Raw genomic sequence first — 22,509 nt, forward strand, 5'->3', positions numbered from 1 at the left:
GGGGGCGGGGCGTACCTTCGCCTTATGGAATCCACCGATGCCAGAGACCGAGCTGCCCCTAGCCCGCCCCCGGGAAACCCCCGCCTGCCGCCCGCGCACGTTTGAACTGGGCTTCGCCCTGGCCGGCGCCGTCTCCGGTGGTGCCTATGCCGCGGGCGTGCTCGATTTCTTCTACGAAGCCCTGGAGCACTGGCAGGATGCCAAGGCGCGGGGCCTGCCCGTGCCGAACCACGATGTGCTGCTGCGGATCATCTCGGGCGCGTCGGCGGGCAGCATCAACGGCGTGCTGTCGGCTATCGCGCTGCCGTACCGGTTCCCGCATGTGCACGCCGGCCCGGCGCCCGCCACGCCGACGGGCAACCCGTTTTACGACGCATGGGTGAAGCGCATCGATATCCGCGCCCTGCTGGGCCGGGCCGACCTCGCCGACCCCAGCCAGCCGATCGCCTCGCTCCTGGATTCCACCTGCCTGGATGCCATCGCGAAGGACATGCTCGCGTACACCAACGGGCCGGCCACGCGGCCGTACATCGCCAACCCGATGAAGTGCGTGTTCACCGTGACCAACCTGCGTGGCGTGCCCTACGTGGTGCAGTTCCGGGGCAACCCCGAGATCCCCGGCCACGGCATGATGGCCCACGCCGACTGGCTGCGGTTCGCGGTGAACACGGGGCAGGGCAGGTACGAGCAGGCGTGGAAATTCCCGGATGAGCGTATCGTCACCGGCCCCAACCACCCCTACAGCAAGGATTGGCAGGGCCTGATGGACGCCGCGCTGGCGTCGTCCGCGTTCCCCGCCGGCCTGCGCTACCGCGAAGTGGCGCGCCCGTGGGCCGATTACGACCAGCGCGTGGTCGTGGTGCCGGCCGAGGATGGCAAGGCCACGCCGGTACCCATCCCGCCGGCCTGGGCCGATGACGAAGGCGGGAACGGTGATTACCGCTTCGTCGCTGTCGATGGCGGCGCCATGGACAACGAGCCGTTCGAATTGGCGCGCACGGAACTGGCCGGGACGCTGGGCCGCAATCCGCGTGAAGGCGATCGCGTGAATCGCATCGTGATCATGCTCGATCCATTCCCCGAAGCCGAGGCGCCGGGCCCGGTGGAAGCGTCGGACACGAACCTCATCGAATCCATGGCGGCGCTGTTCGGCGCCTGGAAACAGCAGGCGCGCTTCAAGCCCGAGGAAGTGGCGCTGGCCCTGGATACCACGGTCTACAGCCGCTTCATGATCGCGCCGAGCCGCCCGTGCACCACGGGTGGCCCGCGCTGGATCGGTGGCCGCGCCCTTGCCGCCGGCGCACTTGGCGGGTTCTCTGGCTTCCTGGCGGAGGCATATCGCCACCACGACTACCTCTTGGGCCGCCGCAACTGCCAGCGGTTCCTGTCCGAGCGCCTGCTGGTGCCCGCCAGCAACCCGATCTTCGCCGGGTGGGCGAAGGACCCGGCCATGCGCAGCTATCTGCGCGACGTCGATGGCGAGACGTTCGCGCCGGTGATTCCGCTGGTGGGCGGCTGCCAAGGCCTGCGCGAACCCTTGCCCACCTGGCCGCGCGGCGCCTTCGACGAGGCCAGCGTCATGCCCCTGGTGGAAAGCCGCATGCAGGCGCTCTACCGCGCCGCCACGGCGAACATCGGGGCCCGCTTCGCCACGTGGCTCGCGTGGCGGCTGTACCTGCGCCGCACGCTCCTCGACATCGTCTCAAGGCGTCTGCGCAACGCCCTGAGCGCCTTCGACCTTTTGTGACATTTGACGGATGGTTGCCCGGGCGGGCAATGTCCACGGGTAGAGCCTGTGTAAGAGGAGTGCCATCGATGCTGCGTGTCGTTTCCGGTTGGTCCGTGGGTGCCGCCGCGGCGCTCCTCGTGGGGTGCGCGGGGCACGGCACCTTGCCGCCACCCCGGCCCACGGTCGACGTGGCGAAAGATGCCCGCGAGGCGAGGCAGGCCTATGCCGCCGGCGACATGCGCCACGCCGCCGACCTCTACCAGGCCATCGTCGAGGCCCAGCCCGACGATGCCGGCGCCTGGTTCCACCTTGGCAACGCGCGCTTCCGCCTGCAGCAGCCCGACGAGGCCGTGCTGGCGTATGGCCGGGCCGTGCAGTTGCGCCCGGACTACCCCCAGGCGCAGTACAACCTCGGCGTGGTACGCCTCAAGCAGGCCCAGGCGGCCATGATCGCCAGCGCGCAGGCAGGCAAGCCCGGCGACACGCTCCGCCGCGACAGCGCGCGGATCGCCCAGCGCCTTGCCAGGGTGGCCGACGATGTCGGCACGCGCGGCAAGGGCGACGGCGGTGCGCCCCCCTTCATTGTCGAGCCGGCGGACGATCCCTGAGCTGTTCGCATGGCAAGACGGCGTCTGGATCGATGCAAAAAATGACAGTCTTCGCATACGTGAAAGGGCGCACGAAATAGCGGCCCTACCTGGCCTGTTGGTCTATGGTTTACATGCAAAATCGGTAGTAGCTTCGGGCGTGGGGAATCTGCAACGCCTAACGCGAGGGTCGCCATGACCGTTACCTCCGCCGTGCCGCGCGCCATCGTATTCGAGGACCACGCCGGCCTGGCGTCCACGCTATCGGACCTGCTCGAAGAGCGGCTCGGTTACGACGTGGCCGCATGCGCCGGCTGCATTGAAGAAGCGCTCCGCGTCGCGCACGTGGCACGTTGCGACGTGGCCGTGGTGGACCTCGACCTGCAGGGCATCATGGCGTACCCGGCGCTCGACGAGCTGAAGCGCCGCGGCATCCCTTACGTGCTCGCCACCAGCGCATTGCCGGTGGATATCCCCACGCGCTATATCGCACCGATGGTGCGCAAGCCCTACAGCGCGCAGCAGCTGGAGGACGCCATCCGCGAGGCGAGCCAGCGCCGCGCCAGCTAGCGCGGCCGTTGCCGCATCAGGGGGCCTGCGCGCCGCAGGCCTGCCTTAGCCACGCGTTCACTTCATCCAGCCCCGTGACCACGCTGGCGCAGAGCCGGCGCAGCTCGGCCGACGGCTGCTGCAGGTCGGGCACCATGATGGTCGGCAGGCCGGCCGACACGGCCGAGCGCACCCCCGCGTGCGAATCTTCAAGGGCCAGGCAGCAACTGGCCGGCTTGTTGAGGATGCGCGCCGCGCGCAGGTAAGGGTCGGGGAACGGTTTGCACCGCTCGCAATCGCCGGCTGCCACGAGGGCGTCGAAGCGATCGCGCAGGCCGAACGCCTCGAGGTGGTGGATGGCCGTGTTGTGTGGCGACGACGTGGCGATGGCACGGGGCAGGCCGAATTCGTCCAGCGTGGCCAGCAGCTCGAGTACCCCGGGTTTCAGCCGCAGGTCGGTTTCGAACATCGCGTGGTAGCGCTCGGCGGCGCCCTCCCATACGGCATCGAGGTCCACGCCATCGCCCACGTGCTCGCGCAGCAACAGCCGCGCCGCCTGCCCGTGCAGGCCGACCATGCGCTGGCACAAGGCCAGGGGTATATCGATGCCCAGCTCCGCCGCGGCGGCCAGGAGGGCGTCGCGGTAGAGCGCCTCCGTGTCGAACAGCACACCATCCAGGTCGAACACGATGGCCTGGGGTGTTGCGGGAAAACGCACCATGCCTGCCCCCGATGGCCGCCGCAGCGGCCTGATATGCCCGGTTTCGGCTCGAACATAGCGCGAGCCGCGCCACGGCGCCATATTCCCGATGGATTGCGCCGGGCGGCGCATCCGGCCACGCTAGGGCGATGACCCACCATGCGAACCACGCCACGCCATGAGGAAACGCCGGATGATCGCCCGCAGTATCGCCGGCGCGCTGGCCGGGTTGCTGCTTTTCGTCTCCGGCGCATGGGGCGCGCTGGCCCTGCGGTACCAGCTGCCGGGGCCACCGGGGCTGAAGCTTGCCGGCGCGGTGGCGTGGGGCGCCGTGTACCTGGGCCTCATCGTGGCGTTCATCGGCTGGCGCAGCTGGTGGGCGCCGATGTGCGGCGTGGCGCTGCTGGGGCTGCTCATCGCGTGGTGGACCACGATACAGCCGCGCAACGACCGCACATGGGCCGGCGACGTGGCGCAGCAGCTTTCCGGTGAAGTGCACGGCAGCCATGTCACGCTGCACAACGTCCGCGACTTCACGTGGCGCAGCGACGACGACTACGACGCGCGGTGGGAAACGCGGGACTACGACCTCGACCACCTCGTATCCGCCGATGCCGTGCTGTCGTACTGGTCCAGCGAGGCCATCGCGCATGCCATGTTGTCGTTCGGGTTCGACGACGGGCGCCACATCGTGTTCTCGATGGAGATCCGCCGCGAGAAGGGCGAGGCGTTCTCCGAAGTGGGTGGCTTTTTCAAGCAGTTCGAGCTGGTGCTCATCGCCGCGGAGGAACGCGACATCATCCGCGTGCGCACCAACGTGCGCGGCGAGGACGATTACCTGTTCCCGCTGCGCATGCCACGCGATGCGATGCGTTCGCTGTTCCTTTCGTACGTGGACGCGGCGAACCGGCTGGTGCACGAGCCGAAGTTCTACAACACCATCACTTCGAATTGCACCACCATCGTCTACCGCATGGCGCGTCGCATCGACAGCGGGCTGCCCATGGACATCCGCTTGCTGCTAACGGGTTACCTGCCAGGGTACCTGAGGGATAACGGCGCGCTCGATACCCGCTACAGCGTGGACGAATGGCGGCGCCTCGGCCGGGTGACCGACCGGGCACGGGCGAGCAAGCCGGGCGATGATTTCCCGGCCGTGATCCGTCAGGGTGTGCCACCCGCCGTGTTGCCGGGCGAATCGTCGTCGTCGGGCGATTCGACCTTGAAGCCCCTGGCCTCCAGCGCCGACAGGTAACCCTTCGCACCAATGAGGTCGTCCAGCGGCACGATGGCGACGGTCTGCGCGTTCGCGGCCGTTTGCGCATCGACCGCCGCCAGCCAGCGCGCGCGGACCTGCGCCGGCACGTCGGTGAGGCCGATGCGCTGGGCAAGGCCGCCCTCGGTGACGGCATCGAGGCAGGTGGAGATCTGCTTCGCCCGGCGTTCGTCCTTCAGCGCGGCGATATCGCCGGTGGCCCAGGCGTTGGCGCGGTCGCGCATGGCGGCCAGCTGGGGTTCGATGTTGTCGACGCTTTGGGTGAAACAGGCAAGGTCGTCGAGCGTGGATTTCTTGAACTCCTTCACCACCGCGCGCGGGTCGTCGATGAGCAGGGTGTAGTCCACCGGCACCTGCGGCACGTTGTGCTTCTTCGCCATCGCCACCACGGCGTCGGTGATGTAGCCCGACTTGCGCAGGCCCGACTTCTTCACCGCCTGCTTGTACAGTTCGATGGCGGCGAAAATGGGCCGGTAGCGCTCAACCTTGCGCTCGTCGCCGATGTAGCGGGCCTTCACCGCCTGCCAGCGCGCGTAAACGTCGGGTGGCACGGTTTCGTCCAGCGTCTTGCCGTCGGGCGAGTTGCGCACGCCGATGAGCGAGGGAAGCAGGGCCAGCTTGCCGAAGAAGCCCACGTTTGGCTTCACCTCGGTGTGCGGCGGCAGGATCAGCGCACCCGCGTGCGCCACGGCATCGTCCACGTCGTCGGTCTTCCAGGTAATGTTGCCTGGGATGGGCGAGAGGGTTCCCAGGATGAGCAGCACATGGCCGCCTTTCGTGGCGCGCCACAACCCCGGGCCCGGCTGGACGCCGCTGACGGTGACGGCCTCGAGCGTGGGCACGGTATCCGGCGGCGGGGGCACCTGGGCCGCGGCACCGCCGGCGCATGCGAGGTAGAGGAGGGTGGCGAACAGGGGAACGCGGGGGAGTCGGCTCATGCCGTGCAGTCTAGTCGAGCCGTGGGGCGGAATGGCCATGCCGGCGCGCCGCGCCGGTGGTGCGCCGCTACTCGTTTATCGCGCATGTCCATACGCCGTGAAGGTTTCGCCAAGCGTTCCTTCCGTTGTCGGAAAGGCTCTGGAAAGGCTAAGCTTCCGCGTCCGACCGTAAGAACCCATCACCGTGGGAGCCGGCGGCGACGCATTGTGCTGGAGCATCCCCGTTCCCCATGGCCCTGGTGATCTACGACATCCCGTTCCATCCCGACCTGGCCGGCCTTTGGCATGTCCAGCTCAATGGCGTGCCCACGGAAAACTTCGAGTCCCGCGTAGCCGCCATCGCGTACGCCGTTCAGCAGTCTAAGCTGCTGGGCACGCAGGGGCAGGTCCAGGTGCTGGTGTCGGTCGAGGGCGCCGATGGCGTGTGGCGCGAATTCGAGTCCAATGCCAAGCGGCCGGTTCAAAGCCTCCAGTAGCCGCTGCACAAAGCCTTGATGCGCGATGCATACGATGGGGTGGATCGAGGAGGATCCACCCGACCATGGCACATCGCAAGATTGGTTATTTCGACGTCGAAGGCTCCTGCTACGTGGCCAAGCCTGGCCGCTGGCGTGGCAAGTACGTCATCAGCGAAGACGGCGAGGAGCTGAAGGAGAAGCTCTGCGTCACGCTGCACGAGAACGAAGAGGATGCCTGCGCCGAAGGCATGCGCCTGGGCGTGGCCGCCGCGCGCCAGCTCATGAAGGAACGCGAAGGGTACGACCCCGGCGAAGAGCACTGATCGCCGCCACGGCGCTGCATACGCCGTGCCACAACGCGCCGCGCATGGCGGCGCAAACTATTCCGAATGGCCGATGGTGCGCCGGGTTTACACGGCGTAGGTTTTCATTGCGGCTTCGTGAATGTTGCGTTTTTCGCGCATTCCCCGCCGCGAAAGTCCCAGCCCCACTCCCCTAAGGCTCCGGAGACTCACAATGAAAACGCACGCACACATGGCGCTTCGGCGCCACGGCCTCGCTTTGTCCATCGCCGCCGCACTGGCCTGCGCCAGCGGCGCCCTCCACGCGCAAAACGCGCCCCCGCCACCGCCCGCGCCGCAGGGCAGCGACAAGGGCACGACCGAACTCGCGGCGATCACGGTCACGGGTTCGGCGCTGCCCCGCATCGACGTCGAAACCCCGTCACCCGTCACCACGATTACCGCCGACCAGATCCAGAAAAGCGGACTCACCACGGTCTCGGACGTGATCCGTGCCGTGTCGGCGGATAACAGCGGGTCGATCCCGCCCGCGTTCACCGGCGGTTTCGCGGCTGGCTCATCCGGCGTGGCCTTGCGCGGCCTCACCGTGAACTCCACGCTGGTGCTGATCAACGGCCGCCGCGCCGCGAATTACCCGCTTGCCGACGACGGCCAGCGATCGTTCGTTGACCTCAACACCATTCCATCCAACGCCATCGAACGCATCGAGGTGCTCAAGGATGGCGCGTCGTCGCTGTATGGCGCGGATGCCATCGCGGGCGTCGTCAACATCATCCTGCGGCCGAGCTACCAGGGCACGGAGCTCTCCGCCGATGTCGGCACCTCGCAGCATGGTGGCGGCACGACGAAGCGCGGCACGGTCCTGTTCGGTGGTGGCGACCTGCGCAAGGATGGCTGGAACGCCTACTTCAGCGCGGAGTACCAGAAGGACGAGCGCATCAAGGTGGGCGACCGCGGTTACCCGTACAACACCAACGACACCACCCGCAGCGGCGGCAATAACCTTATCGGTGGCCAGCCCTCGCAGAACTCCGGCTCGATCTACGGCACGGTCACCCCGGGCACGCTGAGCCGGCCGGGTGACGTCACGTCGGGCGTCGCGGACCCTGGCGCGGTGGCCCAGCCGCTGGTGCCCTGCGGCCCCGGCAGCACCTTCGTCACCAACGACCCGAACAACCCCGGCAGCTACTGCGCGTTCAACCGCACGCGCTATTTCGACATCGCGCCGATGATGGAACGCCAGGGGCTGTACGGCCGGTTTAACCTGAAGCTCAACGACACCACCACGGCCTACATCGACGCCAGCTACTACCAGGTGCGCACCGAGTTCCGTGGGCCGCCGCCGCAGATCCAGGCCAGCACGCCAAACAACACCAACGCCATCGCGTTGCCGGCGACGTTGCCCGATGGCTCGCTGAACCCCAACAACCCGTTCGCGGCGGAGGGCAAGGCGGCGCTCATCAACTACACGTTCCCCGGCATCCCGGGTGGCGGCGACAACAAGAACCACAACCTGCGCATCACCGGTGGCGTCACCGGCACGTGGGGCGACTGGGCCTACGATTCGGCCCTGGTGTTCAGCCATAACTCGCTCGATATCAGCACGCCGGGCCTGCTCAACTACAACGCCCTGGTGGCCGCGGTGGCGAACGGTACGTACAACTTCATCGACCCCTCGGCCAATTCGCCCGAGCTGTTGCGGGCCCTCGGCCCCACGCTGGTGAAGACCTCCACGAGCGACCTGCAGTCGGTGGACTTCCGCCTGTCGCGGCCGCTGCTGGATCTTGCCGGTGGCTCGCTGGGCCTCGCCACGGGCATCGACGTGCGCCACGAAGAACAGGATGACCCCGACCTCAACCCCGACCTTGCCGCGCAAGGCCTGGGCATCGCCCATACCAAGGGCAACCGCACGGTCACGGGCGCCTACGTTGAGCTGGATGCCCCGTTCCTCGAGTCGCTGGAGGTCGATGTGTCGGGGCGTTACGACCACTACTCCGATTTCGGCAAGAGCTTCTCGCCCAAGATCGGGCTGAAATGGAAGCCGCTGGATGAGCTCGCGTTCCGCGGCACCTTCTCGAAGGGCTTCCGCGCGCCGAGTTTCTCGGAGAATGGTTCCAGCGAATCCGAGGGCTTTGCCACGTATACGCCGCCGGCGGATTTCCAGGCGGCGCATAACAATAGTGGCTACGTGCAGCCCTATGCGCTGGGGTTCCTCACCGCGGCCAACCCGAAGGTGAAGCCCGAGCGTTCCAAGAGCTGGACATTCGGCATCCTCTACCAGCCCACGCAGGACCTCAGTGCGTCGCTGGATTACTACCGTATCAAGAAGACTGGCGTGATCAGCCAGCAGGACCCATTCGCCGTGCTCGATGCCTACCTGGCCGGCGAGCCCTTGCCGAAGGATTCGAGCATCGTGGCCGACGTGCCCGACCCGGCGGCGCCGAACGCGCTGGCGCGCCCGCTCGTGGTGGTGGCGCCCTACGTGAACCAGAACGCGCTGGAAACGAAGGGCATCGACCTCAACCTGAAGGGTGGCTTCGACTTCCACGAGAACATGCGCTTTACCAGCGAGGTGAACCTCACGCGCATCATCTCGTGGACGCTGACGCTGCAGGACGGCACGAAGCAGGAGTTCGTGGGCACGCATGGGCCGTATGGCGTCTCGTCGGGCGCCGGCACGCCGCGCTACCGTGGTTCGTGGGCGAACAGCCTGCAGATCGGCAAGTTCAACGTGACAGGGACGGTGTACTACACCAGCGGCCTGAAGCTCACCGAGCCAGACTCGGGCCCAGGGTGCCAGTCCACCAACACGCTCACGGGCGAGAACTTCCCGCCGTCGTGCCGCATGTCGTCGTTTACCGAGGTGGATTTCACCGGCCGCTACGACCTGACCGAGAAGGTCGCGATCACCGGGTCGGTCATGAACGCGTTCGACCGCAAGGCGCCTTTCGATCCGCTGAACTACGCCTCGTTCAACTACAACCCGACGTACGCGCAATCAGGCGCCGTGGGGCGCTTTTATACCGTGGGCGTCAAGGTGAAGCTGTAAGACCGTGCCGTGCCAGGGCGGCGGCGTCGACGACCTCGACGCCGCCGCTGCTGACCGCGAGCGCGCCATCGGCGCGCAGGCGGGCGAGCATGCGCGTGACCGTTGCCGCGCTCATGCCCAGGTACGAGCCGATATCGTCCCGCGACATCGGCAAGGGCAGGAAGGTGGTGTCGGGTTCGACCTGGCGGCGCCGGGTGAGCAGGGCCGCCACGAAGGACGCGACGCGGGCGAGGGCGGGGGCTTCGCCGGGCGATGCCTGGCGGCGTTCCTGCCGGCGCAGGCCGCGCAGGTGGCCTGCGATGGCGTCGTCGTGCTCGCACAGGGCATCGGTGGCCGCGCGCGGGAGGCGGCAGAACCAGGTCTTGCCCACCGCGACGACCGAGGCCAGGTGATGGCCCGCGCGGGGTACGTCGAGCCCGAACAGCTCGCCGGGCAGGTGGAACGCGAGGACGCGCCCGCCGCCGACGGTCATGGCCATGCCCGACAGCACGGCGTAGGCGGCCAGGTGGGGCGCATCGGGCTGCACCAGGCGGTCGCCGTCTGAGAAAGGGCCCAGGCGTTCGACGATGTCGCGCAGGGCGATCAGCTCGCCGGCACCGCCGCGGGTGGCCTGGCAGCCGTGGGCGTGCCGGCACGCGTCGTTGCAGCAGGCGGCACCACGGCGGCGTGCCGGGGTGGGCGTAGCGACATCCTTGGCGTAAAGCACAGCGTGACCTCCCATGCGCATGGCGCGCACGGGGCTAGTTTAGGAGGGGCTCCGCGAGCCGGCGGGAGGCGTCAGCCGCCTGCGCCCAAATGCCGCAGGGCGGCGTGGTATTGACGGCGTAAACGGTTTCAGCTAACAAGGGCGCGGGGGAATACCAGTAAAGGGGGCCGCAAAGGCCATGGCAAGTCGCTCGTCGCTGTCCGAAATCCTTGATACCACCAACCACGCACAGGCCTTGCCCGATGGCTGCATGCCCGGCAATGTGGCCCCGTTCGTGATGCGCTATGGCGTCGATTTCCTCGTCGCCATGCAGCGTGCCGCCGCCCAAGACGCCGGGGCCGCGAAAGAACCCGAACCCGCCTAGCGCTGCGTCGGCTGCGTCGCCGGTGCCCGGCCGTCGTCGGGCACGTCGCCCGCGGGCCCGCCCTTGCGGATCGCACCCACGACGAAGATCGCGACCATGGCGACGATCAACGCGATCAACGCGTAGTAGCGGGTGCGGTTCATGGGTTCTCCGGGTTTCATGATCCGGAGTCTCCGCGCGCGGCGGTCAAGGAAATGGAATGCCCGCGTTACGCCGCCGTACCGTCCACCAGGTCGGCTACGGCCGCGACCAAGGCCTGCAATGCGAAGGGCTTGCCTAGGATGGCGCAGCGCTCGGGCAGCACCGGGCTTTCCGAAAAGGCCTCCCATGCGTAGCCGGTGATGAAGAGCACCGGCAGCCCGGGCTGCCGCTCGCGCGCCACCTGCGCCAGGCGGTGGCCGTCCATGCCGGGCAGGCCCACGTCGGTCACGAGAATGTCCGGGCGGTCCTCCGCGGCGAGCAGCAGCAGCGCCTCGTTGCCCTCCGCGCAGTCGCTGACTGTGTAACCGGCTTCTTCCAGCACCTCGCGCGCCAGCGAGCGCAGCATGCTTTCATCCTCCACCAGCAGCACGTGCTGGCCGCCGCCACGCTTGGCGCTGGCGTCGATGTGCGCGTGCCGCGCGGCCGGTGCGCCCACGTGGCGTGGCAGCCACAGGCTCACGGTGGTGCCGTGGCCCGGCACGGATTCGATCACCGCACGGCCGCCCGTCTGCCGCGCGAAGCCGTCCACCATCGAAAGGCCCAGACCGGTGCCCTGGCCGATGGCCTTGGTGGTGAAGAACGGATCGAACGCCTTCTCGATGACGGCCGCCGACATGCCCGTGCCGGTATCCGATACCGCGACCACCACGTAGTCGGCGGGGCCCTTGCCGATGTCGGCGTCGCTGGCGTTGCGCGTCTCGATGCCCAGCACGCCACCGCGTGGCATGGCATCGCGGGCGTTGATGGCCAGGTTGAGGATGGCGCTTTCAAGCTGGCTGGCATCGGACAGCGTGCGCCACAAAGTATCGGCCATGGTTACCTGCAGGCGCACCTGCTCGCCCAGCAGCGGACGCAGCAACAGATCGAGCCCCCGCACGATGGCGTTGGCGTCCACGTCCGATAGCGAAAGCGCCTGCTGGCGGGAGTACGCGAGCAGGCGGTGGGTAAGGCCTGCCGCACGCCGGACGGCGCCGCCGGCGGCGTCGAGCAGGCGCCGCGACCCATCCACGCGGCCTTGCTCGAGCCGTTCGGTCACCACCTCGATCGCGCCGCCGATGCCGCCGAGGATATTGTTGAAATCGTGGGCGATGCCGCCGGTGAGCCGGCCCAGCGCCTCGAGCTTCTGCGCATGGCGCAGCTGGTCTTCCATGTCGCGGCGGCGCTGCGTGTCGCGGCCCATGCCGTAGATGACATCGCCATCGGGCACGCCGGTCCATGCGAACCACCGGTAGTGGCCGTCGGCCGCGCGCATGCGCAGCTCGAGGTCTTCCACCACCTCGCCGTCGAGCATCTGGCTGACGCCATCGCGGGCCCGGTCGAGGTCGTCGGGGTGTATCAGCTCCTCGAAGCCAAGGCCGATGAGGTTGGTGACGTCGTAGCCAAGCTCGGCGGTCCATGCGGGGTTCACGTCGCGGTAGTGGCCATCGCGGGTCATCACCACGTAGAGCTCGCGCGCGATGCCCCACACCTGGTCGCGCTCGCGCGTACGCTGGTCGATCTCCACTTCCAGCGAGGCATTGAGCTCGCGCAGCGCCTGGGTGGTGCGGACGGCACGTGTCGTTTCGTTGGTGATGGCATACATGCCGAACACCTGGCCGTGCTCGTCGCGCAGCGGTGCATACGAGAAGGTCCACCAGGTCTCCTCGTCGAAACCGTGGCGGGTCATCCGCAGGGGCAGGTCGAGGTGCAGGCTGCCCTCGCCGGCGTACGCACGCTCCACGTAGGTGTGCACGTCCTCCCACACGTCGTGCCACAGGTCGCGGAACACCTGGCCGATGGCCCCCTGCAACCGGCGCCCGAGCATGGGGCGGTAAAGGTCGTTGAAGAAGAACAGCTCGCCGGGCAGTACGGCCAGGAACATGGGGCGCGGCGTGTCGAACATCGTGGCCAGCGCGGCCTTCAACGCCACCGGCCAGCCTGCCGGCGGCCCCAGCGGCGTCGTGGACCAGTCGAACGCGCGTATCTCGTCAGCCGTGGGGGAATCGGCCGGAAGAAACGCGAGCGGGTCGGCGGGCGGGTGGCTCATGGGCGGGCTCAGGGCGTGAAGGCGGTGACCGGGCCAGAGACCTGCTGGCCACGCTGCCACACGGCCTGGATATGGGTGGTGGCCTCGATATCCTGCGAGGGGTCGCCGTCGACCACGATGAAGTCGGCGCGCTTGCCCCGGGCGATGACGCCGCGGTCGTCCAGGCCGAGCAGGGCGGCGGCACGCTGCGTGGCGACGTTGATGGCCTGCAGCGGGGTAAGCCCGGCGTCGACCATCAGCGCCAGCTCGCGGTGCTCGGCGAAGCCGGGGATGCGCAGGGGCGTGGCGCCCGAATCCGTGCCAAAACCCACCTTCACGCCGGCGTCGTAAAGCGTCTTGAAGTTTTGTTCGTTCGTTTTCAGCGCCGCTTCGTTCACCGGCGTGGCCCCGTCACCCTGCACCTTGTCACGCCAGGCGCCATCGGCGAACTGCTTCGCCAGGGCGGGCTGCACCGCATGGGTGAAGAAGGGCTGCTCCATCCACGCGGGGTGGCGCGCGTAGATAAAGGCCGCTTCGTTGAGGTCCAGCGTGGCGATGTACCACGTGCCGTGGGCCTTCATGGCGTCGATGAAGCCCTTGTCCACCGGCTTGTCGCGCACGCCGTGGGCGAGGATGTCCACGCCGGCATCCACGAGCTCGCGGGCGTCGGCGAGGTAATACACATGCGCGGCGACGCGCACGTGTTTCGCGTGCGCCTCGTCGATCACGGCGCGCCACACCTCGGGGGCCATCTTCACTTTCAGGGAGCCATTGAAATCGTCGACCCAGATCTTCACCAGGTCGGTGCCGCGCGCGGCGGCCGCGTCCACGGCGGCACGGGCTTCGTCCGGCGTCGAGGGGCGGTCGAGCTGGTTCGTGCCCACCTGCATCATCTTCGCAGGCGGGGCGCCGTTCGGCACGCCGATGCCGTGGTCGGCACCGAACAGGTCGGCGCCGCCGACCTTGCCGGCGTGCAGCTCCGCGCGCAGGGGGTAGAACACATCGGGGTTGTTCAGGCCCAGCGAGGTGACGGTGGTGACGCCGTACGCCACCCACTGGCGCAGCTGCCGCAGTGCGTTGTCGCGCGTGTACAGGGTGGGCTGGCCGCTGGCGGTGCCGTCGACCTGGCCGATGTGCGAGTGATCCGAGACCAGGCCGGGCAAGATCGTCTTGCCGGTGTAATCGACGACGCGGGTGCCGTCGGGCATCTTCACCCGCAGGCCCGGCCCGACGACGGTGAAGTTCTCGCCATCGACCACCAGCGTGACATCGCCCTGCGCAGGCGCGCCGGTGCCGTCGATGACGCGGGCGCCACGGATGACGGTGGCGGCCTGGGCGCCGCCCGCCAGCGATGCGGCGAGGGCGGTGGCGAGGATCAACGGGCGTGGCAGGGTCATCTTGCGTCCTTGGGAACGATGGGAGCCCGTCACGAATAATGCACGAGGTGCGAAGGGCGTGTCGTTGCGAATACGTTACTGGCACGATACTCACGCCTGCTGCACGCCGCCCAGCCGACGCTGGCGCCACCCCAACGGCGCGGAGGCACACGCAATGGACGAACAGAAGACCCCGGTGGCGGAGAAGCAGAAGGGCGGCATCGGCTACGTGTTGCTGTGGATCCTGGGCGTACCGATCCCCGTGCTTATCCTCATCGCGCTGGTGCGCGGCTGCACCTGACGCGGCAGAATGGCGGCTTCCCGACCGCGGAAGCCGCCCGTGTCCCATCGCACCCTCCCGCGCAGCCCAGGCATCGACCTGCTGCGTGGCTTCAGCATCCTGTTGGTGGTGGTGCACCACTTGGGCTTGCGCATACCGCTACACAAGACCGATGCCGGCCTGTGGTTGCCCACGTTTCTGCTGAAGGGCCTCATCTATAACGGCTACGAAGCCGTTTTTCTTTTCTTCGTCGTCTCGGGCTTCCTCATCACGCGGCACGTGCTGGAGCGCGACGGCGCGCTTGCCCGCGTGGACTGGCGTGCGTTCTATGCACGGCGCGTGGCGCGGATCGCGCCTTGCCTGCTCGCGCTGGTGGCCGTGCTGTTGGCCTGCCACGCCGCCGGCGTGCCCCGGTACATCATCGACAAGCCCGGCCAGTCGCCGCTGGGCGCCACGCTCTCGACGCTCACCTTCACCCTCAATGTGTACGAGGGCCGTACGGGCTGGCTCCCGGGCGGCTGGGATGTGCTGTGGTCGCTTTCGGTCGAGGAGGTGTTCTACCTCGCCTTTCCCCTCGTATGCCTCACGCTGGGCCGTACGCGCTGGCTCGTGCCGGCGCTGGCGCTGCTCGTGCTCTCGGTGCCGTTCACCCGCGCCGCCATTGTCGATAACGAAATATGGCAAGAGAAGGCCTATCTGCCTGGGATGGGCGCCATCGCGGCGGGCGTGCTGGCGGCGTTGGGCGTAACACGGTTTGGCCTGCCCGGGCCGCGCGCGCGGCGGGTGCTGGTGGCGGCGGGCGTGGCCGCCACAGCCCTTGTCATGTTCTCGGGCGGCTGGCTGTGGCGCGCGGTACACGAGGGCTACATGCTCGTCTTGATCGGCGCGGCGGTGGCTTTTGTCGTCGCCTCGCCCGAGGGTGGCGCGCCGGTGCGTGGTTTCGGCTGGCTGCGCGCCATGGGCCGCGTGAGCTACGAGGTGTACCTCACCCACATGTTCGTGGTGTTCGGCCTGGTCGGCGTCGCGCACATCACCGGCACGGACACGGCCTGGGGCTGGCTGTGGTATGCGCCGGCCGTGCTGCTGGCGTGGGCGCTGGGGCACCTGGTGGCTAGGGGCTTTTCCGATCCAGCCAACCACTGGCTGCGCCAGCGCCTGTTTCGGCGGGCGCCCGCGCCGGCGGCGGCTGGCTGACGCCAGCAGCTTCGTCGAAGCTCTCGGCATGCTGCGCCGGGCGGATGCGCGCACCGCGCGCCACGGCAAGGCCGTGGGTCAGTTCGGCGCCCAGCAGCACGATGATCGACGCGTAATACACCCACGTGAGTAGCACCACGATGGCCCCCGCGGGGCCGTAGGCACCACCAATGCTGGCACGGTCGATGTAAAGGCTAATGAGGAACTTGCCCGCGACGAACAGCAGCGCGGTAAGAACGCCACCGCGCGCGGCATCGCGCCAGGCGATCTGGGCATCGGGCAGTATCCGGTACATCGCGCCGAACGCGATGACGAACACGCCGAACGCGATCACGGCTTCCACGACCTGCCATGCCACCGTATCGCCGGGGATCAACGCCTGGATGAGGCTGCTGACCACGAACGAAATGATGAGCAGGAACGCGATGCCCACCAGCAGGCCGAAGGCCCGCGCACGCGTGCTCAGCCAGCCGGCCATGGCGGCACCTGGCTTGGCACGGATCTTCCACACCCGGTTGATGGTGGATTGCAGCTGGGCGAACACGGCCGAGGCCGAGAACAACGTGACGCACAGGCCGATGATGCCGACGACATTACCCAGCCGTGGCCGTTGTTGCGCGTTATCGATGACCAGCTTGACCGCACCGGCGCCCTGCTGGCCGATGACGGTGGTAAGGCTTTCGACGAGTTGCGCCTGCCACTGGTCGCCCAATGCGGAGAGTATCCACAGCAGCAACACCAGCAGCGGCGCGAACGAGAGCGCCGAATAAAACGACAACGCCGCCGCGCGGGTCATCAGCTCGTCGTCGCTGAAGCCGTTGGTGGCGGTGATGATGGCTTTCTTCGTGAGGGTGAACCAGCGTCGCAGTAGCATCGTTCGAAAAGGGGCAGGGGCCGCATGGCCCCCGCCCGTGCCTTCGTCAGTGACGGTTATCGCGCGCCTTGTCGGCGGCCTTGCCCACTTCCTTCTGCACCTTGCCCGCGTTCTTCTCGATATTGCCGGCCGCTTCCTTCGCGTGGTTGCCCGTGATCTTGCCAGCGGCTTCCTTCATGGCGCCCTTCACTTCGTGTTTCATGCCTTCGGTGCGGTTCTTGTCCATGGGGTTTCCTCGGGTTGCCCTGCGGGTTCGCAGTGCATGTGGTTTACCCGTTCGGGCCATTACAGGCGTGTGAAGCAGGCGCGAGGCGGCGTTCACCACGGCGCTGCGAGACGCTACGATGGCGCATGTTCTTTCCGCTCCCCAAGACGGCCACGGCGCCGTTCTGCCCGGCCGAGGTCGCCGGCTCCATCGTCGTGCCGCAGGAACTTCCGTGGTGGAAGAAGGCGCTTCGGTTCGCGGGGCCCGGGCTGCTCGTTTCGGTGGGCTACATGGACCCGGGCAATTGGGCCACCGACATCGAGGCAGGCTCGCGCTTCGGCTACCGGCTGTTGTTCGTGGTGTTGCTGTCGAGCCTTGCCGCCATGCTGTTGCAATGCCTGGCCGCGCGCCTTGGTATCGCCACGCGGAAAGACCTCGCCCAGCTTTCCAGCCAGCGCTACCCCAAGGCGATCGGGCGCATCCAGTGGGTGTTCGCCGAGATTTCCATCATCGCGTGCGACCTGGCCGAGGTGCTGGGCAGCGCGCTTGCGTTCAAGCTGTTGTTCGGCGTGTCGCTGCCCGTTGGCGTGGCGCTGACCGCGCTCGATACGTTCCTGGTGCTTGGCCTGCAGGGGCAGGGGTTTCGCCGCGTGGAGTCCATCATCCTTGGCCTGGTCGGCACCATCGGCATCTGTTTCGTGGTGCAGTTGTTCCTCGTCGGGCCCGACTGGCACGCGGTGGCGGCAGGCTTCGTGCCGTCGCTGCACGCGCTCGACAGCCGCGAGCCGCTTTACCTTGCCATTGGCATCCTTGGCGCCACCATCATGCCGCACAACCTCTACCTGCATTCGTCCATCGTGCAGACGCGTGCGGTGTCGGGCGAGCAGGGCAAACGGGCCGCCATCCGCCTCACGCGCGTCGACACCATCGTCTCGCTGGCGCTTGCGCTGCTCATCAACGCCAGCATCCTCATCGTCGCAGCCGGTGCGTTCCACGCCACGGGGCGGCACGACGTGGCCGATATCGGCGATGCCTACCAGTTGCTCGCACCCATCGCGGGCACGACCATCGCCTCCGTCGCGTTCGCGGTGGGTTTGTTCGCATCGGGCCAGAGCTCGACGTTTACTGGCACCATCGCGGGCCAAGTCATCATGGATGGCTTCCTGCAGCTTAAGATCCCTTGCTGGCAGCGGCGCCTGGTCACGCGCGGGCTGGCTATCGTCCCGGCGTTCATCGGGGTGGTGACGCTGGGTGACAGCGCCATCGGCACGTTGCTCGTGGCCAGCCAGGTGGTGCTCAGCGTGCAGTTGCCGTTCGCCATGTACCCGCTTATCCGCTTTACCGACGACAAGGCGCTGATGGGCCGGTTCGCCAATGCGTGGTGGGTGTCGGCGTCGGCATGGGCGCTCTTTGTCGCCATCTCGGGTGCGAACGCCTGGCTGGTCGCCCAGGTGGCTGGCTTGGCATGACACCGGGCACACGCGGGCGTCACGCAGTGGCCCGCTAGGCTCCGCCATCGACGACACCGAAGGCCCGCGACGTGACCAAGCGCCCCACTTCCCCCGAACCGGAAGAAACCCCGAACACCCCGCGCCCTGAGATGCCTGGCTATGACCAGTCGCGGAGCCAGCCCGAGGAAACGCCGCCACACCCATACCAGCCCGAGGGCGGTGACGGCCGTCCTGTCGTGGAGCCCGAGGCGCTGGCCATCCGCATTCCCTGAGGGTGCATGTGGGGCGCACCCTATCCTGGCCCGGCAACAAAAAGGCCCGCCAATGGCGGGCCTTTTTTATAGCTGCGCGTTGTTCGTAGGAGCGGCCGGGGCCACAAGCCTTGGGTAGCGCGGACTGGGTGCTGCCGCCGGAGGCGGTGCAGCCAGGGCGCCCCTACGGCAGGGCGCGGCTTAGACGGCGTCGGAGCTCAGGCGGCTGGCGACTTCGCCGAGCCAGTCGTAACCGTCCATCTCGCCGCCGAAGAGGTCGAGGCCGCTGGTGGCTTCCGAGAGGTGGTAGCCCGCGGTGTATTCGAAGGTGGTGATGCCGTATTCGTTGCGAAGTTCGTTCATGGTGTTGTCTCCCAGTCTCTTTGTATGACCGGTTGCTTCTGGTGACGCCACGCCGCCGGTCTCTGGCGTGGTGGGGACCTTACGCTTGCCGGGTGGACCCCGGTAGCTGGCTTGGAGGCGCTGGTCCGTTTCGTTTGGTGAACAATCGACTCGTTAGGCTTTCGTCATGCCGTTTTTCGGCCGAATTATTGAACTAACAAGTTTTGTATAACGCTTAGTGAGGGCCGCTTGGGCAGTTTCAAGGGCTTCAGTCATTAAAATCTTGGACCGCAGGCGTAATGAAAAAGTTCAAAACTTTCTTCGCCGGGCGCCCGGGGGCAAGCCCGGCGAATCCCTTGGCGCAGGCGTTCGTTCGCCTGACTGAGCTGATCCGTTAACCGTAGTTTAACTCATTGGGCGCGTAACTGCCACGGCGGTGTTTGCATCCGTTCACAAATGCCCGGGCCAGCTAGAATCGCCGGTCCACCGCCATTGTTTTGAGGAATGACCCCCATGAAGTCGCGTGCCGCTGTTGCCTGGGAAGGAGGCAAGCCCCTCTCGATCGAGGAAATCGACGTACAGGGCCCGAAGGCGGGCGAGGTGCTGGTGCGCATCGTCGCCACCGGCGTCTGCCATACCGATGCCTACACGCTCTCCGGCGCCGACCCCGAAGGCGCCTTCCCGGTCATCCTGGGCCATGAAGGCGGTGGCATCGTCGAGGAAGTGGGCGAGGGCGTCACCACCCTGAAGCCGGGTGACCATGTCATCCCCCTGTACACGCCCGAATGCGGCGAGTGCAAGTTCTGCCGGTCGGGCAAGACCAACCTGTGCCAGAAGATCCGCACCACGCAGGGCCAGGGCCTGATGCCCGATGGCACCTCGCGCTTCTCTGTCGGCGGCAAGCCGCTGCTGCACTACATGGGCACCAGCACGTTCAGCGAATACACCGTGCTGCCGGAGATCTCGCTGGCGAAGATCAACAAGGACGCCCCGCTCGACAAGGTATGCCTGCTTGGTTGTGGCGTCACCACAGGGATCGGCGCCGTGCTGAACACCGCGAAGGTGGAACCGGGTGCCACGGTGGCCGTGTTCGGCCTGGGTGGCATCGGCCTGTCGGTGGTGCAGGGCGCGGTCATGGCCAAGGCCGGGCGCATCATCTGCGTCGACACCAACCCCTCGAAATTCGAGATGGCGAAGATGCTGGGCGCCACCGATTTCGTGAACCCGCGCGATTACCCGGATACGCCGGTGCAGCAGGTGATCGTCGAGCTGACCGATGGCGGCGTCGATTATTCGTTCGAGTGCATCGGCAACGTGGACGTCATGCGTTCCGCGCTCGAGTGCTGCCACAAGGGCTGGGGCGAGTCGGTCATCATCGGCGTCGCCGGCGCGGGGCAGGAAATCCGTACGCGGCCGTTCCAGCTGGTGACCGGGCGCGTATGGCGCGGCTCGGCGTTCGGTGGCGTCAAGGGCCGCACGGAGCTGCCCGGCTACGTCGAGCGCTACATGGGCGGCGAGATCAAGATCGACCCGATGATCACGTATACGATGGGGCTGGACGACATCAACCGCGCCTTCGACCTGATGCACGAGGGCAAGTCCATCCGTTCCGTCATCCTCTACTGAGCGCCCCGATGAACGATACGATCGACCTGATCCGCCGCTACTACGATGCCTTCAACCGCGGCGACTGGGCCGGCATGCTCGCCCTGCTCGACGAGCACGTGGCCCACGACGTGAACCAGGGCGGCCGCGAAACCGGCCGCGCCCGCTTCGCCGCCTTCCTGGAGCGCATGAACGTCAGCTACAGCGAGCAGCTGAAGAACATCGTGGTGATGGTGAACGAGAAGGGCGACCGCGCGGCAGCGGAATACGTGGTGCACGGTGAGTACAAGGCCACCGACGAGGGCCTGCCGCTGGCCCAGGGCCAGACCTACGTGCTGCCGGGCGGTGCGTTCTTCGACGTGGCGGGCGGCAGGATCCTGCGCGTCAGCAATTACTACAACCTGGAAGACTGGCTCGCCCAGGTGCGCCGCATCGATGTCGATTGAGGCCCTTGCGCCTTGAACCCTGGCCGGTGGGGCCGCAGGTCATCTTGCGACCCCACCCCCAAGGAAAGGCATGGCCTGGACCAACCCGTATTTCGACGCGAGCAAGGCGCACCATGCCCGCGATGGCTTCCGTAACCTCGAGCCGGAAACCCGCGAGCCCGGCGGCCTGAAGCGCTGGCGCCGCGAGCGCAAGGAGCAGCAGCTGCCACGCCCGCCCGCCGAGGGCTACGAAGCGTTCACCCGCCGCTGGTGGCAACCGGCGGATTTCGCCGGCACTGGCGACGCCGCCTGGTGGCTGGGCCATGCCACCACGCTGGTACGCCGCCAGGGCCTGACGGTCATCACCGACCCCGTGCTGGGCAAGCGTGCCTCGCCGCTATCGTTCGCCGGCCCGCTGCGCCGCACGCCCACGCCGGTCGAGGCGGCCGCGCTGCCGCGGATCGACGTGGTGGTGATCTCGCACAACCATTACGACCACCTCGATCGCGCCAGCGTCCACGCCATCGCGCGGCGGTTCCCCAAGGCCGTGTTCCTCGTGCCGCTGGGCCTGAAGCGCTGGTTCGACAAGGAGCGCATCGGCAACGTGCGCGAACTGGACTGGTGGGCGTCGACGGAAGTGGGCGGTGCCACCTTCACCTTCGTACCCGCGCGGCACTGGAGCGCGCGGTCGTTGTGGGACCGTAACCGTTCGCTGTGGGGCGGGTGGGTGATGGCGCAGGGCGGTTTCCGTTTCTGGTTCGCGGGCGATACCGGCTATTCCGAAAACCTGGCCGAGATCGGCCGCCGTGCCGGGCCCATCGACCTTGCCGCCATCCCCATTGGCGCCTATGCGCCGCGGTGGTTCATGCATGGGCAACACGTCGACCCGGCCCAGGCCGTGCAACTGCACCGGGAGGTTGGCGTGGGCCGTTCCATCGCCATCCACTGGGGGGTGTTCGAACTGGCGGATGATCAACTGGATGAACCGCCGCGATTGCTCGGCGAAGCGCTGGCGGCGCAGGGCATGCAGCCCAGTGAATTCATGCTGCTCAACATCGGCGGGCGTATTGCGCTTTAATAGGCGCCCATTGATCCAGGCCCTGCCCGATGCCGTCGCAAACCTTCCAGCTCGAAGGCGAATACGTTGAACTCAACCAGCTGCTGAAGCTTGCCGGCATCGCCGCGAGCGGCGGCGAGGGCAAGCACCTCGTGGCCGACGGGCTGGTGACGGTGGATGGCGTGCTGGAGTTGCGCAAGACCTGCAAGATACGCGCAGGGCAGGTTGTCGCCATCGACGATGAAGTGATCCGGGTGGTGTAAAAAAAAACCGGCGCCGCGAGGCGCCGGTTTTCTTCGTGCATGCGCTGGCTGTTACATGCCGGCGGAAGAAGACTTGGCCGGCTCGGAACCCGAGCTTTCGGTGCTGCTCTTCTTGGCCTTGTGCTTCTTGTGGGTGGACTTCATGGCACCGTTCTCGCTGCCGGTCTTGTCCATCTTCGAGCTGCTGCCCTGCGTGGGCGTGGCGGCGGTGGAGGCCGGCGTCGGCGAGGCCTGCTGCGAAGCACTATCCTGCGCGAAAGCCGCGCCGCTCACGAGGGTGCAACCGGCAACCATGGCGAGGATCAGTTTCGTGTTGCGCATG

The 22,509-nt window shown here is 67.4% G+C and carries 25 protein-coding genes; 15 read left to right on the top strand and 10 right to left on the bottom strand.

What is annotated here, in order from left to right:
- Positions 1 to 37: 37 nt before the first annotated feature.
- The 3 genes from VI08_RS11585 to VI08_RS11595 all read left to right on the top strand — a co-directional run bounded on the left by VI08_RS11585 (position 38) and on the right by VI08_RS11595 (position 2,886).
- Positions 38 to 1,747, top strand: coding sequence for a patatin-like phospholipase family protein (locus VI08_RS11585; RefSeq protein WP_045829747.1), 1,710 nt, complete (start codon positions 38 to 40; stop codon positions 1,745 to 1,747).
- Between the two features lie 68 nt (positions 1,748 to 1,815).
- Entirely contained in the window at positions 1,816 to 2,337 is a 522-nt protein-coding gene (locus tag VI08_RS11590; RefSeq protein WP_045829748.1) for a tetratricopeptide repeat protein, read from the top strand.
- Positions 2,338 to 2,511: 174 nt separating this feature from the next.
- Positions 2,512 to 2,886, top strand: a complete 375-nt coding sequence (locus tag VI08_RS11595; protein ID WP_045829749.1) for a response regulator — start codon at positions 2,512 to 2,514, stop codon at positions 2,884 to 2,886.
- Positions 2,887 to 2,902: 16 nt separating this feature from the next.
- Here VI08_RS11595 and VI08_RS11600 read toward each other — a convergent pair whose 3' ends face one another.
- Positions 2,903 to 3,586: an HAD family hydrolase gene (locus VI08_RS11600; RefSeq protein WP_045829750.1), complete on the bottom strand. Its 684-nt coding sequence runs from the start codon at positions 3,584 to 3,586 to the stop codon at positions 2,903 to 2,905.
- 172 nt (positions 3,587 to 3,758) lie between these two features.
- On the opposite strand from VI08_RS11600, the gene VI08_RS11605 reads away from it, so the two are divergent.
- On the top strand, positions 3,759 to 4,820 hold the full coding sequence (locus VI08_RS11605; RefSeq protein WP_084621465.1) for a DUF4105 domain-containing protein: 1,062 nt from the start codon (positions 3,759 to 3,761) through the stop codon (positions 4,818 to 4,820).
- Here VI08_RS11605 and VI08_RS11610 read toward each other — a convergent pair.
- Positions 4,730 to 5,779: a TraB/GumN family protein gene (locus tag VI08_RS11610; RefSeq protein ID WP_045829752.1), complete on the bottom strand. Its 1,050-nt coding sequence runs from the start codon at positions 5,777 to 5,779 to the stop codon at positions 4,730 to 4,732. The two genes, VI08_RS11605 and VI08_RS11610, sit on opposite strands and share 91 nt — an antisense overlap.
- A gap of 230 nt (positions 5,780 to 6,009) precedes the next feature.
- On the opposite strand from VI08_RS11610, the gene VI08_RS11615 reads away from it, so the two are divergent.
- The 3 genes from VI08_RS11615 (at position 6,010) to VI08_RS11625 (ending at position 9,588) form a co-directional block, all read left to right on the top strand.
- Positions 6,010 to 6,255: a DUF2188 domain-containing protein gene (locus VI08_RS11615; protein ID WP_045829753.1), complete on the top strand. Its 246-nt coding sequence runs from the start codon at positions 6,010 to 6,012 to the stop codon at positions 6,253 to 6,255.
- A 65-nt stretch (positions 6,256 to 6,320) separates the two neighbouring features.
- A complete protein-coding gene (locus VI08_RS11620) occupies positions 6,321 to 6,560 on the top strand; it encodes a hypothetical protein (RefSeq protein WP_045829754.1) in 240 nt (79 codons plus the stop codon).
- Between the two features lie 193 nt (positions 6,561 to 6,753).
- Positions 6,754 to 9,588, top strand: coding sequence for a TonB-dependent receptor (locus tag VI08_RS11625; RefSeq protein ID WP_198148929.1), 2,835 nt, complete (start codon positions 6,754 to 6,756; stop codon positions 9,586 to 9,588).
- Here the strand turns inward: VI08_RS11625 and VI08_RS11630 are convergent.
- Positions 9,572 to 10,294 (bottom strand): Crp/Fnr family transcriptional regulator, encoded by a 723-nt coding sequence (locus VI08_RS11630; RefSeq protein ID WP_045829756.1) that lies wholly within the window; start codon positions 10,292 to 10,294, stop codon positions 9,572 to 9,574. The two genes, VI08_RS11625 and VI08_RS11630, sit on opposite strands and share 17 nt — an antisense overlap.
- A gap of 178 nt (positions 10,295 to 10,472) precedes the next feature.
- Between VI08_RS11630 and VI08_RS11635 the strand changes: the two genes are divergently transcribed.
- The gene (locus VI08_RS11635) at positions 10,473 to 10,658 is read left to right on the top strand and encodes a hypothetical protein (protein ID WP_045829757.1); all 186 of its coding nucleotides are present in this window, start codon (positions 10,473 to 10,475) and stop codon (positions 10,656 to 10,658) included.
- Here the strand turns inward: VI08_RS11635 and VI08_RS21775 are convergent.
- The 3 genes from VI08_RS21775 to VI08_RS11645 all read right to left on the bottom strand — a co-directional run bounded on the left by VI08_RS21775 (position 10,655) and on the right by VI08_RS11645 (position 14,261).
- Positions 10,655 to 10,801 (bottom strand): hypothetical protein, encoded by a 147-nt coding sequence (locus VI08_RS21775; protein ID WP_157006659.1) that lies wholly within the window; start codon positions 10,799 to 10,801, stop codon positions 10,655 to 10,657. The genes VI08_RS11635 and VI08_RS21775 overlap by 4 nt on opposite strands.
- A gap of 65 nt (positions 10,802 to 10,866) precedes the next feature.
- The gene (locus VI08_RS11640) at positions 10,867 to 12,885 is read right to left on the bottom strand and encodes a hybrid sensor histidine kinase/response regulator (protein WP_045829758.1); all 2,019 of its coding nucleotides are present in this window, start codon (positions 12,883 to 12,885) and stop codon (positions 10,867 to 10,869) included.
- 8 nt (positions 12,886 to 12,893) lie between these two features.
- A complete protein-coding gene (locus tag VI08_RS11645; protein WP_045829759.1) occupies positions 12,894 to 14,261 on the bottom strand; it encodes an amidohydrolase family protein in 1,368 nt (455 codons plus the stop codon).
- 154 nt (positions 14,262 to 14,415) lie between these two features.
- On the opposite strand from VI08_RS11645, the gene VI08_RS22380 reads away from it, so the two are divergent.
- The gene (locus VI08_RS22380) at positions 14,416 to 14,541 is read left to right on the top strand and encodes a hypothetical protein (protein ID WP_269745838.1); all 126 of its coding nucleotides are present in this window, start codon (positions 14,416 to 14,418) and stop codon (positions 14,539 to 14,541) included.
- A gap of 39 nt (positions 14,542 to 14,580) precedes the next feature.
- Complete coding sequence (locus tag VI08_RS11650) at positions 14,581 to 15,714, top strand: acyltransferase family protein (protein ID WP_232309535.1); 1,134 nt, start codon at positions 14,581 to 14,583, stop codon at positions 15,712 to 15,714.
- On the opposite strand, the gene VI08_RS11655 is transcribed toward VI08_RS11650, so the two are convergent.
- Both VI08_RS11655 and VI08_RS11660 read right to left on the bottom strand, forming a co-directional pair.
- Complete coding sequence (locus VI08_RS11655) at positions 15,632 to 16,588, bottom strand: YihY/virulence factor BrkB family protein (RefSeq protein ID WP_084621466.1); 957 nt, start codon at positions 16,586 to 16,588, stop codon at positions 15,632 to 15,634. The two genes, VI08_RS11650 and VI08_RS11655, sit on opposite strands and share 83 nt — an antisense overlap.
- 46 nt (positions 16,589 to 16,634) lie before the next feature.
- Complete coding sequence (locus VI08_RS11660; protein WP_045829761.1) at positions 16,635 to 16,814, bottom strand: CsbD family protein; 180 nt, start codon at positions 16,812 to 16,814, stop codon at positions 16,635 to 16,637.
- Between the two features lie 125 nt (positions 16,815 to 16,939).
- Between VI08_RS11660 and VI08_RS11665 the strand changes: the two genes are divergently transcribed.
- Positions 16,940 to 18,262 (top strand): Nramp family divalent metal transporter, encoded by a 1,323-nt coding sequence (locus VI08_RS11665; RefSeq protein WP_045829762.1) that lies wholly within the window; start codon positions 16,940 to 16,942, stop codon positions 18,260 to 18,262.
- Positions 18,263 to 18,696: 434 nt separating this feature from the next.
- On the opposite strand, the gene VI08_RS21780 is transcribed toward VI08_RS11665, so the two are convergent.
- A complete protein-coding gene (locus VI08_RS21780; protein ID WP_157006662.1) occupies positions 18,697 to 18,858 on the bottom strand; it encodes a hypothetical protein in 162 nt (53 codons plus the stop codon).
- Between the two features lie 492 nt (positions 18,859 to 19,350).
- Here VI08_RS21780 and VI08_RS11670 point away from each other — a divergent pair, with 492 nt between their 5' ends.
- The 4 genes from VI08_RS11670 (at position 19,351) to VI08_RS11685 (ending at position 22,187) form a co-directional block, all read left to right on the top strand.
- Positions 19,351 to 20,463 carry an S-(hydroxymethyl)glutathione dehydrogenase/class III alcohol dehydrogenase gene (locus VI08_RS11670; protein WP_045829763.1) on the top strand — a complete coding sequence of 371 codons (1,113 nt, stop codon included), beginning with the start codon at positions 19,351 to 19,353 and terminating at the stop codon, positions 20,461 to 20,463.
- Between the two features lie 8 nt (positions 20,464 to 20,471).
- The gene (locus VI08_RS11675) at positions 20,472 to 20,888 is read left to right on the top strand and encodes a ketosteroid isomerase-related protein (protein WP_045829764.1); all 417 of its coding nucleotides are present in this window, start codon (positions 20,472 to 20,474) and stop codon (positions 20,886 to 20,888) included.
- A 70-nt stretch (positions 20,889 to 20,958) separates the two neighbouring features.
- On the top strand, positions 20,959 to 21,945 hold the full coding sequence (locus VI08_RS11680; protein WP_045829765.1) for an MBL fold metallo-hydrolase: 987 nt from the start codon (positions 20,959 to 20,961) through the stop codon (positions 21,943 to 21,945).
- Between the two features lie 29 nt (positions 21,946 to 21,974).
- Positions 21,975 to 22,187 (top strand): RNA-binding S4 domain-containing protein, encoded by a 213-nt coding sequence (locus VI08_RS11685; RefSeq protein WP_045829766.1) that lies wholly within the window; start codon positions 21,975 to 21,977, stop codon positions 22,185 to 22,187.
- A gap of 51 nt (positions 22,188 to 22,238) precedes the next feature.
- Here VI08_RS11685 and VI08_RS11690 read toward each other — a convergent pair whose 3' ends face one another.
- On the bottom strand, positions 22,239 to 22,508 hold the full coding sequence (locus tag VI08_RS11690; protein WP_045829767.1) for a hypothetical protein: 270 nt from the start codon (positions 22,506 to 22,508) through the stop codon (positions 22,239 to 22,241).
- Position 22,509 lies beyond the last annotated feature (1 nt).

The organism is Luteibacter yeojuensis (assembly GCF_000964085.1).
Lineage (GTDB): Bacteria > Pseudomonadota > Gammaproteobacteria > Xanthomonadales > Rhodanobacteraceae > Luteibacter > Luteibacter yeojuensis_A.